Source organism: Blastopirellula sp. J2-11, from assembly GCF_024584705.1.
Lineage (GTDB): Bacteria > Planctomycetota > Planctomycetia > Pirellulales > Pirellulaceae > Blastopirellula.
This window is the reverse complement of the sequence record NZ_CP097384.1, coordinates 6,118,028-6,131,679: the sequence shown is the minus strand read 5'-3', so window position 1 is coordinate 6,131,679 and position 13,652 is coordinate 6,118,028. Positions and strand designations below refer to the sequence as shown.

The following is a 13,652-nucleotide window of genomic DNA, read 5'->3' as shown; positions in this document are numbered from 1 at the left end:
CAGAGAAGAAATAGAGCACGGAGGAACACGGCAAAAGGAATACCCAATGAAGGGACAGATCTCCGTCAATCCAGAGGTCGAACAACATTTACCGTAATACCAGATCCCTTTTCTCTTCTCTCTTTCCGTGGCCTCCGTGTTCTATTCCTCCCTTGTAAAAAGCAAGCAATCCTTTGAAAATGGCGGTTTGCGCTTCCGTTTTTTGACCCTAACTCCTTACGCCGCATGAACATTCTGCAAGCCCTGCGTGGCCGATTTGACGTTGTTTTAAAGACCATTTCGCCCGATCTGGTCGATGAAACGGCGCCGCTGCTCGACATGATTCGGCCAGCGTCGGACGCCAAATTTGGCGACTACCAGGCGAACTGCGCCATGCCGCTGAAGAAAAAGCTGGGTCGAGAGTCGCGTGAGATCGCCGCCGAGATCGTCGAGAAAATCGACCTCTCCGACATGTGTGAGCCGCTCGAGATCGCCGGGCCCGGCTTTATCAATATCAAGCTGAAGGACACGTGGATCGAAGAGCAACTGGCCGCCGCGGTCGCCGACGAGCGAATCGGCGTGCCGCTGGTCGCCGAGCCGAAGAAGTACATCCTCGACTTCTCGTCTCCCAACGTCGCCAAGCCGATGCACGTCGGGCATATCCGCTCGACAGTGATCGGCGACTCACTGGCCAACACGCTACGTTTTTTGGGGCATGAAGTAATCACCGACAATCACCTGGGAGACTGGGGAACGCAGTTCGGCATGATCATCTACGGCTTCAAGCATTTCCGCGATAACGACGCTTATGCCGAGAGCCCGGTCGCCGAACTATCGCGGCTCTATCGCGAAGTGCGGAAGATCATCGATTTTGTCGATGGTCAGAAAGCGTTGCCGGCGCGCAAAGCGAAGCTCTCGGAGATGTCGGCCGAAATTGAAGAACGCAAAGCGACGCCGCCGACCGGAGACAAAGTGGCCGAGAAGAAGGCCGCCAAAGAGTTGCAGAAGCTGGAGCGTCAAGCGAACGAAGCGAGCAAAGAGCTGACCAAGGACCAAGCGAAGCTGGCCGAGTTGGCCGCCGATCCCGAGTTCGCCAAAATCGCCGCCGAACATGCCGACATCAGCAGCGCCGTCTTAAACGAGACCGCCAAACTGCATGCCGGCGACGAAGAGAATCTCGCGCTCTGGCACGAGTTTCTGCCGAAATGTCGCGAAGACATCCAGCGGATCTATGAGCGGCTGAACGTGAAGTTCGACTACGAACTGGGAGAAAGCTTCTATCACGACCAGCTTGCGCCGGTCGTTAGCGACTTTATCGAGCAAGGTTTCGCCGCCGAGTCGGAAGGAGCGCTCTGCGTCTTCCTGGAAGGCTTCAAAGCGCCGATGATCATCCGCAAGAAAGATGGCGCGTTTCTCTACGCAACCACCGACCTGGCGACGATCCAATATCGGATGAATGAATGGAAGCCCGACGCGATTCTTTACGTGGTCGACTTCCGCCAGGGAGACCACTTTGAAAAGCTGTTCGCCGCGGCGAAGAAGTGGGGCTATACCGATGTCGAGCTGAAGCATGTTAGTTTCGGCACGGTGATGGGCGACGATGGCAAGCCGTTCAAGACGCGAGCCGGCGATACGGTCGGGCTAGAAAGTTTGCTGGACGAGGCCGTATCGCGGGCCGAGAAGATCGTCCGCTCGAACGACAAAGACGGACTGCTGAGCGATGCGCAATACAAAGACGTGGCGCAGTACGTCGGCATCGGCGGTTTGAAATATGGCGACCTGTCGCAAAACCGTGAGACCGATTATGTCTTTAGCTACGACACGATGCTCGCGCTGCGCGGCAATACGGCGACCTATATGCAGTACGCCTATGCTCGCTCGCAAAGCATTTTCCGCAATGGAGGAATCGACATCGCCGCGCTGCGGAGCAGCGGCGCCAAGATCCGCATCACTTCGCCGGCCGAGCGTGCGCTGGCGACCAAAGTGTTGCGGTTGCCCGAAGCGCTGCAAGAGATGATCGCCGACTATCGCCCGAATCAGTTGACGATCTACCTGTTTGAAGAGCTCGCGAAAGCCTATTCGACCTTCTTTGAGCAATGCCCGGTGCTGAAGGCCGAGACCGATGAGCTGAAGCAAAGCCGATTGCTCCTTTGCGATTTAACGGCCCGGGTGATACAACAGGGTCTCGCTTTGCTGGGAATCTCGACCATCGACAAAATGTGAGCCGCATGCCGCGAAAGGACTCGCCGAAACGAGGGAAGCTCTCTCCGCCGCCGCTAGACTCGATCCAGAGCGGCGACGCGACGGCAGTGATGGCCGACTGGCCCGACGAGTTCATCGACGCGGTCGTCACCAGCCCTCCCTACTTTCAGCAGCGCGACTATAGCGGCGACGATCAAATCGGCCTGGAGAAAACTCCGGCCGAGTATGTCGAGCGACTGGTCACGTTGTTCGCTCAGGTGCGACGGACGCTCAAACCCACCGGTTCGCTCTGGGTGGTGCTGGGAGACAAATATGTGGGGGGCGAGTTGCTCGGCATGCCGTGGCGATTTGCCCTCGCGATGAAAGACGCCGGCTGGATTTTGCGGAGCGACGTGATCTGGCAGAAACCGAATGCGATGCCGTCGAGCGTGAAGACGCGACCGACCACCGATCACGAGTACGTCTTCTTCTTCAGCAAGAGCAAAGAGTATTACTACAATGCCGACGCGATCCGCGAGCCGCATGTCACGTTCAGCGAGAACAGCCGCATGAAGGGAGGCCGCCGCCATTTTCATCAGCGCGGCGGTACGCCGGAAGCTGGTAAGAACGGCGGATCGTCGAACCTGCATGACGCGCGGTGGGATCAGGCGTTTCACCCGCAAGGACGCAACAAGCGCACGGTCTGGTCGATCTCGCTCTCGAAATTCCGCGAAGCCCACTTCGCCGTCTTCCCCGAGAAGCTGGTCGAGACCTGTCTGCTGGCGACTTGCCCCGAAGGAGGCGTCGCGCTCGATCCCTTTATGGGCAGCGGAACCGTCGGCGTAGTCGCGCGTAAGCTAGGCCGGCACTATCTGGGCGTCGATCAGTCGGCGGAGTACTGCGAGATGGCGCGGCGACGGTTGGAGAAGGACGTAGAGCGGGTTTTGTTTTCGTAGCGTGCGTCTGGACGCGGCGCTAGTCTTGCTTCGCGACAGACTTCGGCGCGTCTGACTTGGGCGCTTCGACGGCTGCCTGACCGGCGGGAAACAGTTTCTCGTATTCCTCGACGTAGTGCCCTTCGCCGTAGACCAGTTCGCCCCCTTGGAAACCAACGAGCGAAGTACCCAGTGCGAGGACGCAAACGCAGCCGAACCAGGTGAGCTTCTTGCGGAAGCTTTCCTGCTTGATCGCCGAACGAGCAATCGGAATCAGCAGCACCGCGAACACCGTGACGGCGATGCCGAGCCAGCGGTGACGGTCAATGCCGCTATGCAGAAAGTTTAAGGAAAACGGATTGCCGTATCCTTCGTGGGCGGCGTAGGCCCAGCCCATCACGCAGGCCGGGATGGCCGACAACGCACCAACCCACAGGCAATGGAACGCGGCCGATTCGAGCGGTTTGCCACCGTAAAAAGAGAGCGCAAGGAAAACCATCGACATCGAGAGCAAAGCGATCGGAAAGTGCGTCGAAGCGGGATGAAAGAGCCCATGGAACAACCACAGCTTCGAAGCCATGCTGAGCGGCGGAGTTTCGGCGGTCGGCTCAGCCGGCGTCTCGCCGGTCGACTCGGTTGGAGGTTGAGCGGCGATCCACTCAAAATTCGCGCCTTCCTCGATCCACAACTTCATGATCGCCAAGTCAGCCGCCGGCAATCCGGCAGGGCGATCGTGCGCAGCCGGCGGCATCGTCAGCGAAGCATCCTCGGTCGTCAGGTAATCGGTCCACAGCGAACTCGATTCCAAATCGCCAGGCTCCACATAGAAGCTCATAGAGAGCGCATCATCAACGCGAAAGTCATTCTTGGCCTTCTCGGGACCATGGCATTTCAGGCATTGAGACTCCAAGATCGGTTGGACGTCGCGACCAAAGTCCACAATCGTTTGGGCGCACACGGCGGCCGAAATGAATTGGCTAAGGAGAATGCCAAGCAGAATTCGAAGGTGCATATCGCTTCCTGGAAATCAAATGGCTAACGCAACTAGCAAGGTGGGGGGGGAGTAATTGGAAGTTGCGTCGGTAGGGCAGGCGAGTTCTAACTTAGCCCATCTCGTTTCGAATTGAAACAGGTTTTGTAGACTTTGCGTGTTAAATTTACTTACGGGCGCAGAACCAACCATAGCCGGATTGAGCCTGGTCGTTTTTCACATGAATAACTTGCATAACCCAGAACATCTCGGCCTGTAATGTCGGGAAGTTGCCCAATAGCTGTGGACGAAACATATCCCGGTCGAGATGGAAATTGACTGGGCAGCACCCAATCGACGGTACTGTTAGATTAGAGCCAGCGCTTCCCTTCTCGTTTTACCTCTCTGCGTAGATCGCCATGCGTGCTATTCGCCCCCTGATTCTGGCCGTTACGTTGACGCTCGCTAGCGTCGCGACCACCTTCGCCGCTGATGCTCACCGGCCGAATATTGTCTTTCTGCTGGCTGACGATCTGGGAGGCGCCGACGTCAGCTGGCGCGGCAGCCCGATCAAGACGCCGCGGTTAGATGCGTTGGCCAACTCCGGCGCCAAGCTCGAGCAATTTTACGTGCAGCCGGTTTGTTCGCCAACGCGGTCGGCGCTGCTGACCGGGCGCTATCCGATGCGGTACGGATTGCAGGTGGGCGTCGTTCGTCCTTGGGCCGACTATGGATTGCCGCTGGACGAGCGGACATTGGCCGAAGCGCTGCAGAGCGTCGGATACGAAACGGCGATCGTCGGCAAATGGCACCTAGGTCATGTCTCCCCCGCCTATCTGCCGACGGCGCGCGGCTTCGATCACCAATATGGACACTACAACGGGGCGCTCGATTACTTCACCCACGATCGCGACGGCGGGCACGATTGGCATAAAGACGATCACGTCAATCGAGACGAAGGTTATGCGACCCACCTGATCGCCCAAGAAGCGGTGCGCGTGATTCAAGATCGTGACAAGAAGAAGCCTCTCTTTTTGTATGTGCCGTTCAACGCAGTACACTCTCCGTTGCAAGTACCAAAAAGCTACGCGGCCGCCTACGGCGACATGAAAAAACGGCGTCAGGCCTACGCTGGCATGGTCGCCGCATTGGACGAAGCGGTTGGCCAGATCGTCGACGAGATCAAGCGGCAAGAAATGCTCGACAACACGCTCTTCGTTTTCTCCAGCGATAACGGCGGACCAGACCCAGGCAAGCTAACCGACAACGGACCGCTGCGCGGCGGCAAACATACGCTCTACGAAGGCGGCGTCCGCGTCTGCGCGTTCGCGTCGTGGCAAGGAAAGATTGCGCCTGGCACGAAGGTGGAAGCGCCGCTGCATATCGTTGACTGGTATCCCACCTTGATCGAACTTGCCGGCGGTTCGCTGCAGCAAGCCAAGCCGCTGGATGGTCGCAACATCTGGCCGTCGATCACGGCCGGCGAACCTTCGCCGCACGACGTGATTGTTTGCAACATCACGCCGACCGAAGGCGCGATCCGCGTTGGCGATTGGAAACTGGTCGTCTACAACATCGGCAAGCCAAGAGAGAAGTTCGAACTGTTCAATCTGAGCAACGATCTGGCCGAGCAACAGAATCTGGCGGCGACCAATGCCAAGCAACTGCAGAAGTTGCGTGCCCGGTTTGATCAACTAGCCGCCGAAGCGGCGCCCGCCAAAAATGCAGGCCCGCAGCCGAAAGACTATCAAGCGCCAGCGATCTGGGGTGAAAAGTAGCAGTAGGAAATGACGAAGAGGCCCAAGTCACAATTCGCGCCATCGCACCGCTATTAGTCATTCGTCCTTCGACATTTCCCGATCAATTCCGTCTGTCCTCCTCGACTTTCGCATTGACTGTCCCGCTTTCCCCGCCTGCCGGGCGATTGACGCGTTGGCCTTGCCCCCCGACAATGATCGATTCTTCGGCCGCCCGCTAGGACGCTCAGGCCGGTCGCGACCTTTCTGCTTCGCCCCGCTAACTTCGGAACGCCATGAATTTCATTAAGCAAAATGACCCGTCGGTTTGGGAAGCGATCGCTCATGAACAGCGCCGTCAGGCGGACGGGCTCGAGTTGATCGCGTCAGAAAATTACACCAGCGCCGCGATTCAACAAGCGGCCGGATCGGTTCTGACCAACAAATACGCCGAGGGTTACCCCGGCCGACGTTACTATGGCGGCTGCGAGTATGTCGACGTCGTCGAGCAAATCGCGATTGACCGCGCAAAAGAACTGTTTGGCGCCGAGCACGCCAATGTGCAGCCGCACGCCGGATCACAGGCCAACTTCGCCGTCTATCTGACCGCGGTGAACCCTGGCGATACGATCCTGGGCTTGGACCTGGCGCACGGCGGGCACCTGACGCACGGCATGAAGCTGAACGTCTCGGGACAGCTGTACCACTTTGTCAGCTACGGGGTCGATCGCGAAACGCAGCGGCTTGACTTCGATCAGATCGTCAAGCTGGCTCGCGAACACAAGCCGAAACTGATCGTCGCCGGCGCCAGCGCTTATCCGCGTGAGATTCCGCACGAGAAGTTCGCCGAGATCGCCGCTGAAGTCGGCGCCAAGCTGTTTGTCGACATGGCCCACTACGCTGGACTCGTGGCCGGCGGCATGCACAACAGCCCGGTGCCGTACGCCGACTTTGTCACTACCACGACGCACAAGACGCTCCGCGGCCCGCGCAGCGGTTTGATTCTCTGCAAAGAAGAGCATGCGAAGCTGATCAATCGCAACGTCTTCCCCGGCACGCAAGGGGGGCCGCTGATGCATGTCGTTGCGGCGAAAGCGATCTGTTTTGGCGAAGCGCTGCAGCCGTCGTTTAAGGACTACGCCAAGCAGGTGGTCGCGAACGCCAAGACGTTGGCCGAAACGCTGATGGCGGGCGGAGTTCGCCTGATGACCGGCGGCACCGAGAACCACTTGATGCTGATGGACGTCACGTCGGTCGGCACGACCGGCGCGATCGCCGAAGCGGTGCTCGATCACTGCGGGATCACGGTCAACAAGAACATGATCCCGTTCGACGAACGGAAACCGATGGACCCCAGCGGCATCCGCATCGGTTCGCCGGCGCTGACGACCCGCGGCATGAAAGAAGCCGAAATGAAGCAGGTCGGCGCGTGGATTCTGAAGGCGCTGAAAGCCCCGGAAGATCAAAAGACGCACGTCGCGATCCGAACTGAAGTGCTGGAACTGTGCAAGAACTTCGCCGTTCCGGCGGCGCCGGTCGAGATGAGCTAGCGCTCCCTTCTGACAAATCGAAGAAATGCTCTTTCGGCGAAAACGCCGGAAGAGCATTTCTCCCGAAAATTTTCGTGTGACGGAACGCTAGTGCGGCGGTTTTCCGCTTGATTTCTACCGTGTCTTTCCGTTCTTCATCCGTGACCATTTTCTTATTCTGTCAAATTGCGCAACTTCTAAGAAACGCTTGCCAATTTGAGGACGTTGATTGCCTCGTAATTCCCTCTCTCGCTATACTTCGTTATCCTACCAGGCAAACGAACGTCCCCAGTAACAGGTAAAGGCATCCCGATGACCGAATCGGAAATCGTCGTCAACCAACCCAACATGGTCGCGGTGTGGATCGGGCGCGTGATCACCTTGCTGGCCGGATTGGCGTTTCTCGCCGCCGGCGTGATGAAGTTGTCGATGGCCTTGGGCGGCGAGATGGATCCGGAGGCGGTCAAGGAGATGCAAGAAGCTGGCTTCCCCGTCGCCAAACTGCTGCCGCTGGGGATCTTGTTGACGACCTGCGCGGTGCTGTATCTGATTCCGCAGACCTCGATCTTGGGAGCGATTCTGCTGACCGGCTACATGGGCGGAGCGATCTGCACGCATTGGCTGAAAGACGAAGATATGACGGTGCAGATCCTGCTGCCGATCTTGGCCTGGGTCGGGATTTATCTACGCGATCAGCGGTTGTGGAAGATGATTCCGTTTCGGTGGGGTTAACGGTTTACTTCGTCTGTGGCGCCGATCTCCGTGGAAGGTTGTTGGGGTTGAATTGGTGCACGCGAAAACCAGTACACTTCGACGGGACTGATGCGACTGGTCTTCACCTCTAAGGTGATATCACCTGTGGTGACCGTTTTGGTCTCATCAACGGTGTCGGGGGCGTCTTCGATCGGCACGTTTAAGATCAATTTGCGACGATGCTGGCTGAGCACGGATTGCATCGCGTTATTCCACGGCAAGTTGTCTATCGACAGTAGATCGAGTTGTGGAAATACACGGAAGATCGCCTCTAAGTCTTCAGCGTCACGTATGGGGCCGGCGACCTGTAATTGGCCGACCTGCGGCAACGTAGTCGTCTGTTGGTCAATCAGATCGATTGGTAGATCCATCACGACCACCGGCGGCCGTAACAGCGGAATCAGCCCTCCGGACGGATGCAATTTGCTCAGATCGTCCAGCGGCGGCATCGGCGGTGGCTGAACGCCGGCCAGTTGGGGCCGCGTAGGAGGAAACGCCAAGGGACTGTACCAAATCACGTAGGTGCCATCGGCGGCCATCCGATTGATTAAGACGCCATAGTCGTTTTGCAAACCATCGAGTTGCTGGCCATATCGCTGCACAAGATAGGCCTGCCAACCGATAAACGCGGCCGTGATCGACATCAGCGTGACAGCGACGCCTATGATCCAGGGAAGCGTCTTACGGGCAAAATCGGTAGATCTCATCCAAGTGAACTTTCGTCTTGAGAGAGGCGCCGAGTATCCGACGGAGGAAATTCGCTTTGGTCGGCGAGATCTTGGGGCTGAATCGTATTGTGACCAAACTCCTTTTCCGGCCATAAGTTACGATCGTCGATTTTTTTGGGAGCCGCGCGAACCCATCCCAAGCTGGGTTGTCTACTTGGTTGCCGCTGTGAGAATTGCTCTTGCAGAACTCCAATGAGTGGCGCAAAGTTGTAGTATCGGATTGCGTTGACGCGACGCAATTTTACTAGAGCCCAGATCAATGTCGTCTAACTGGCTTAATCGGCAAAGACTGGGGTGGCTTTAGTGGAAAGGAGGTGGTTCAGTGGAATCTGTCTGTATTAGCCGAAGAGGTGGTGACGCCTAACGGCTGCCGGCGGGTTGCCGGTAGGCGCCCCACTGCCACATTAGATCCTTTTTTGATCTGATATGGTTTCAATCGGGACGTGCGACGAGCCTATCTTGTCGCACGTCCTGTTTTTTTGCGCGCTCTTGCGCTTCCAGCTGGACTGGCGATTTCTGAATCGGCCGCTTCGCTGGAATAATTCACGAAGTCTTATCGAGGCGCTTTCCGAGAGGATATTGCGAACGTTCCCGACATTCGCTCCTCTTCATTGCGCTATTGATTGACGAAATTTCTGAATTAGGTTTGACTCAGTCAGATCAATTTTCTCCAATAACATCCGCACTTGTGTCTCAATTTTTGAAATTGTGCGACGCATTGCTACTCTTCATCTTTCTCCTCTTCTCGACATCTTGTTCAAGGAACGGCGTCATGAAATTTCATCGCGCGAGCGCTTCCGTACACCGGCGTAACGGTTTTACGTTGGTTGAGTTGTTAGTGGTCATTGCGATCATCGGCGTCTTGATTGCATTGTTATTACCTGCGGTGCAACAAGCCCGCGAAGCGGCTCGGCGGATGCAATGCACCAACAACCTCAAGCAGCTAGGATTGGCGTTTCACAACTACCATTCGACGCTCGGTTGCTTTCCGTTCGGCTGGAATATTACGGCCGATCTAAACGTGCAAGGCTGGTCGGTCCAATTGCTGCCGTACTTAGAACAATCGGCTTTGGACGACAAATATGACTCGCGCGCCCCGGGGTTTAACGAGGCAGGCGCGATCTTTAACGCCACCGCGGTGGCGAACAATCTGGAAGTGATCAAAACGCCGATCAACGCCTTTATGTGCCCTTCCGCCGCTGCGGAGACGCTTCACGATTACAGCGTTCCTCAAGACGCTTTGGGGGCAGGCCTGCCGCCGTTTGCTTTGACTTGGACCGCCGCGCGCGGCGATTATAGCCCGACGGCCGGCATCCGGGGCGCCTTCGCATCTTTGGCCTATGCCTCGAACCCGGCGTCAGACAACGATGGAATCCTGTGGCAAACGGGCGAAGGAGGTCGCAAGTCGTGCCCTCGCGTTGCCGACATTGTCGACGGCACTTCCAATACATTTCTGCTGGGCGAACGCCTGGGGGGGAGACAAGTCTACAAGCTGCGGAAAGTCGACTCGACGTTGACGAGCACTTACGGCGATACGCAGGGGGGCGGTTGGGCCGACTTTTTAACCGGCGATAATTGGCCGCAAGGCTCGTTGTATGACGGCTCGCTGGGAACCAACGGCGGCGCTTGCATTATCAACTGCAGCAATGGCCGCAGCGTCGGTTTTTATGCGTTCCATCCCGGCGGGGCCAACTTCTTGATGTGCGACGGTTCTGTGCAATTCGTTCCAGCCACGGTTGCGGGCTACACGTTCGCAGCGCTGGTGACCTACAAAGGGGAAGAAGTTCCTGGCGATTTATAATCGAGACAGGGGGAGTAGCGTGCTAAGGATCGTATTGCCAATCGCATGAGGGGATGAGCCGGATGAATTGCCGAAATCTACTTGCGCTGTCGCTGGTTGCGGCAGCGCTGGGGTCGCTTGGTTGCGGCGAAAAAGATCACGAATATTTTGCGAAACCGACGATCCAAGTCTCGGGTATTGTAACTGTCGACGGACGCCCGCCGGGGAGCCCGATCGTGATCGAGTGCCAGAACGTCGGCGCCGCAGATCTAGAGCATCCCTCGGTAACGCAATCGCTGACTAGTGAGGACGGCCGGTTTGCCTTATCGACGTACGTTGAAGGAGACGGCGTTCCGCCAGGCAGTTATGCGTTGACGTTTTATTGGGGCAAGTTAAATCAGATGTCGGTTGGATTTTCGGGCCCCGATCGTCTGAAAAATCGCTACAACAAACCCGAGAAATCGCCTGTCAAATTGACCCTCACCGCCGATCAAAAGCCTGTTGATCTGGGGGAGATCGAGTTGACGACCAAGTAAGTCGTTCGACGCACCCAACTACTACGGTTTCACCACAGCATTGCACCTATGATCCGGTTTTCTCGAATTCTCGTACTTGGCGCGTTGTTTGTCGTTCTGGCTAGTCCGTACGGCTTACGGGCCGAAAAGGTCGCCGCACCGCCGACGGCCTTGCAGGATTATGTCGCCCAAGCAGACGAGAGCTTTGCCTGGAAGTTGGACAAAACGACCGACTTGCCGCTTAACATGGGGCGACTACATGAGGTCGAATTGACCTCCCAAACTTGGCAAGGGATCACCTGGACGCATCGGCTGGCGATCTTTGAACCGAAAGAAAACAAGCATCCCGAGCATAGTTTGTTGTTTATCACCGGCGGGAAGACCGGCGGCAAACTACGCACCGGCGACATGCTCGCCGGCGCTCGGATGGCCAACGCCGGTGGAGTTTGCGTCGGTTACTTGCTGCAAGTTCCCAATCAACCGCTGCTGGGAGATCGGACGGAAGACGATCTGATCACGGAGACGTTCTTGCGCTATCTCGACTCGCGCGATGCAACCTGGCCGCTGTTGTTTCCGATGGTGAAAAGCGCCGTTCGCGCGATGGATGTGATCCAGCTGGTCGCTAAACAACAGTGGGACGGCGACGTCGAAAAATTCATCGTCGCAGGCGCTTCGAAACGAGGTTGGACCACCTGGCTAACGGCGGTCGCAGACGAGCGCGTCGCCGGGATCGCCCCCATTGTGATTGATACTCTCAATTTCCAGGCGCAGATGAAACATCAAATTGCGATCTGGGGAAAACATAGCGAGCAGATCAAGGACTACACCAGCAAGGGACTGGTCCGCGTCATGCAAGAACAACCAGACGTTCCCCTGTGGCGCTGGGTCGACCCGTACACCTACCGTGCACAATTGTCGTTGCCCAAATTGATCATCAACGGCACGAACGATCCCTACTGGGTTGTCGATGCGCTGAACATCTATTGGGATGATCTGCCGGGACAGAAACATCTGCTGTACATTCCCAACGCGGGACATGGACTAGAAGGAGGACTGGAGACCGCGTTGACGACGCTGGTCGCCTTCGTAAAGCATGTCGCCGCAGATAAGCCGCTTCCCAACTTGCAATGGCAATATGCCCAAGCGGAGGAAAAGATCACGCTGACCGTTCGCAGCGATGTAGCGCCCAAGGAAGTCCGGCTCTGGTCCGCAACTTCCGCCAGCGGCGACTTCCGTCCCTCGAAGTGGACGAGCGAGCCAGTCGCCGCCGCCGCTGGCGCGTATGTCGCAACGATCGACGTGCCGCAAGAAGGCTTTGTCGCAATGTACGCCGAGGCCCGCTACCAAATGCAGGGTCATGTCTATTCGCTGACAACGCAGATTCATCGGCAGTAGACAGCAGCGACTATCTTGATCATCAAACGTGGTCCAACATTTTTCTTCGTAGCCCGCTGCGCAAGCGAGGGAATACGGCTCGCCACTTCAATCCGTGTTAGGATCGCCAACTCTATTCCCTCGCTGGCGCTGGCGGGCTAGTGTGACGATTGCCGGTTGGTTCTGGTCGTATTAACGTCCTTCATTCGTGTTTGATCGTTCGTGAATTGCAAATAGCGCAACCTCAAAACTTTCGCAGCGGACTACGAATAAGGGCGCCTTCTACAAAGCTCGGGTGCGTAGGCCTGCTCTACGACTAGGCCATGGGATTGTTGGCCAGGAAGTCGGCCCAGAGATCGTCCAGGTTTTTTCCGGTCAGCTCTTCAAACATCTTGTCGTTGTAGCGGCGTGTGCGCAGCGCTTCGTCTAGCTTCGGTACGATGCGGCGATCGTATTTCCAAGTGAGGAACGCTAAGAAGGCCGCCGTGTTGTTGTAGCCGTCGGTGTACTTGGCTCGATTTCGATTGAGCGGATAGCGCGGACGCTCGGCTTCGTACTTCCAATAGCGAACGTAGTCAGCGATTCCCTCGACGAGCCAGCCTGGTTTGCCGCGCGAGTGAGGATAGCTTTGCACGACGTGCGTCAGTTCGTGGATCACCATCCCAAAATCTTCGGGATGCGATTGGATCCATGCGGTGCTGATATAGATGTTTGACCCGATCGTCACGCCGGGGGCTTCTTGCTCCTTTTTCAGGACCAGCTCGACCCGTTTGGGAGGCGTCCAGCCTTCGGTATGCAGCAGGTGACAGATGATGGGGAACCATTGATCGCAAAGTTGCTTGGCTTGGTCTCCCCATGCTTTCGCAGATTCGTCAGCGGCGACCTCGTCGGTGACGAGGACGAACTCGGGAGTCTCCGGCGCAACGGCCGTCGCGGGATACCATTTCGAGGCCAAGTCGTCCGCTGCGCGGCCAGCAGTCGGCAAAAGACAAAGGGCCAGCAACACGGCCAGGCAAGCAAATGGCAATTTCACGAGTTTCTTCTCCTGGGACCAACGGGATTATGGCGCTTGGCGCCGTTTGATCATAGCTAAGACCGGCGGAAACGACAGGAAAAGGAGTGGGGGAACGGAAAAAATCGTTTCGACCCAACCTGGTCGCATTTCGTGAGCT

At 57.1% G+C, this 13,652-nt stretch carries 11 protein-coding genes; 8 read left to right on the top strand and 3 right to left on the bottom strand.

The genetic code is table 11. The annotated features are described in order from the left end of the window. The first annotated feature begins 225 nt into the window (after nucleotides 1-225). Entirely contained in the window at nucleotides 226-2,202 is a 1,977-nt protein-coding gene (gene argS, locus M4951_RS24355; protein ID WP_262024195.1) for an arginine--tRNA ligase, read from the top strand. Between the two features lie 5 nt (nucleotides 2,203-2,207). Then, nucleotides 2,208-3,116, top strand: a complete 909-nt coding sequence (locus M4951_RS24350) for a DNA-methyltransferase (protein ID WP_262024194.1) — start codon at nucleotides 2,208-2,210, stop codon at nucleotides 3,114-3,116. Nucleotides 3,117-3,135: 19 nt separating this feature from the next. Here the strand turns inward: M4951_RS24350 and M4951_RS24345 are convergent, their stop codons facing one another. After that, nucleotides 3,136-4,107 (bottom strand): c-type cytochrome domain-containing protein, encoded by a 972-nt coding sequence (locus M4951_RS24345; protein ID WP_262024193.1) that lies wholly within the window; start codon nucleotides 4,105-4,107, stop codon nucleotides 3,136-3,138. Between the two features lie 377 nt (nucleotides 4,108-4,484). Between M4951_RS24345 and M4951_RS24340 the strand changes: the two genes are divergently transcribed. The 3 genes from M4951_RS24340 to M4951_RS24330 all read left to right on the top strand — a co-directional run bounded on the left by M4951_RS24340 (nucleotide 4,485) and on the right by M4951_RS24330 (nucleotide 8,062). Next, on the top strand, nucleotides 4,485-5,843 hold the full coding sequence (locus M4951_RS24340) for an arylsulfatase B (protein WP_262024192.1): 1,359 nt from the start codon (nucleotides 4,485-4,487) through the stop codon (nucleotides 5,841-5,843). Between the two features lie 254 nt (nucleotides 5,844-6,097). Further along, a complete protein-coding gene (gene glyA, locus M4951_RS24335) occupies nucleotides 6,098-7,351 on the top strand; it encodes a serine hydroxymethyltransferase (RefSeq protein WP_262024191.1) in 1,254 nt (417 codons plus the stop codon). Between the two features lie 291 nt (nucleotides 7,352-7,642). Continuing rightward, nucleotides 7,643-8,062, top strand: coding sequence for a DoxX family protein (locus M4951_RS24330; RefSeq protein ID WP_262024190.1), 420 nt, complete (start codon nucleotides 7,643-7,645; stop codon nucleotides 8,060-8,062). Here M4951_RS24330 and M4951_RS24325 read toward each other — a convergent pair. Further along, the gene (locus M4951_RS24325) at nucleotides 8,059-8,790 is read right to left on the bottom strand and encodes a hypothetical protein (RefSeq protein WP_262024189.1); all 732 of its coding nucleotides are present in this window, start codon (nucleotides 8,788-8,790) and stop codon (nucleotides 8,059-8,061) included. The two genes, M4951_RS24330 and M4951_RS24325, sit on opposite strands and share 4 nt — an antisense overlap. Before the next feature lie 793 nt (nucleotides 8,791-9,583). On the opposite strand from M4951_RS24325, the gene M4951_RS24320 reads away from it, so the two are divergent. From M4951_RS24320 to M4951_RS24310, 3 genes are all read left to right on the top strand, one after another. Next, complete coding sequence (locus M4951_RS24320) at nucleotides 9,584-10,612, top strand: DUF1559 domain-containing protein (protein ID WP_262024188.1); 1,029 nt, start codon at nucleotides 9,584-9,586, stop codon at nucleotides 10,610-10,612. A gap of 62 nt (nucleotides 10,613-10,674) precedes the next feature. Further along, entirely contained in the window at nucleotides 10,675-11,127 is a 453-nt protein-coding gene (locus M4951_RS24315) for a hypothetical protein (protein WP_262024187.1), read from the top strand. 48 nt (nucleotides 11,128-11,175) lie between these two features. Beyond that, entirely contained in the window at nucleotides 11,176-12,501 is a 1,326-nt protein-coding gene (locus M4951_RS24310) for a PhoPQ-activated pathogenicity-related family protein (RefSeq protein ID WP_262024186.1), read from the top strand. Between the two features lie 295 nt (nucleotides 12,502-12,796). Here the strand turns inward: M4951_RS24310 and M4951_RS24305 are convergent, their stop codons facing one another. Next, complete coding sequence (locus tag M4951_RS24305; RefSeq protein WP_262024185.1) at nucleotides 12,797-13,513, bottom strand: basic secretory family protein; 717 nt, start codon at nucleotides 13,511-13,513, stop codon at nucleotides 12,797-12,799. Nucleotides 13,514-13,652: the final 139 nt, after the last annotated feature.

Coding starts and splice junctions, on each gene's coding strand:
- argS (WP_262024195.1), top strand. CDS start 226: ATGAACATTCTGCAAGCCCTGCGTGGCCGATTTGACGTTGTTTTAAAG.
- M4951_RS24350 (WP_262024194.1), top strand. CDS start 2,208: ATGCCGCGAAAGGACTCGCCGAAACGAGGGAAGCTCTCTCCGCCGCCG.
- M4951_RS24345 (WP_262024193.1), bottom strand. CDS start 4,107: ATGCACCTTCGAATTCTGCTTGGCATTCTCCTTAGCCAATTCATTTCG.
- M4951_RS24340 (WP_262024192.1), top strand. CDS start 4,485: ATGCGTGCTATTCGCCCCCTGATTCTGGCCGTTACGTTGACGCTCGCT.
- glyA (WP_262024191.1), top strand. CDS start 6,098: ATGAATTTCATTAAGCAAAATGACCCGTCGGTTTGGGAAGCGATCGCT.
- M4951_RS24330 (WP_262024190.1), top strand. CDS start 7,643: ATGACCGAATCGGAAATCGTCGTCAACCAACCCAACATGGTCGCGGTG.
- M4951_RS24325 (WP_262024189.1), bottom strand. CDS start 8,790: ATGAGATCTACCGATTTTGCCCGTAAGACGCTTCCCTGGATCATAGGC.
- M4951_RS24320 (WP_262024188.1), top strand. CDS start 9,584: ATGAAATTTCATCGCGCGAGCGCTTCCGTACACCGGCGTAACGGTTTT.
- M4951_RS24315 (WP_262024187.1), top strand. CDS start 10,675: ATGAATTGCCGAAATCTACTTGCGCTGTCGCTGGTTGCGGCAGCGCTG.
- M4951_RS24310 (WP_262024186.1), top strand. CDS start 11,176: ATGATCCGGTTTTCTCGAATTCTCGTACTTGGCGCGTTGTTTGTCGTT.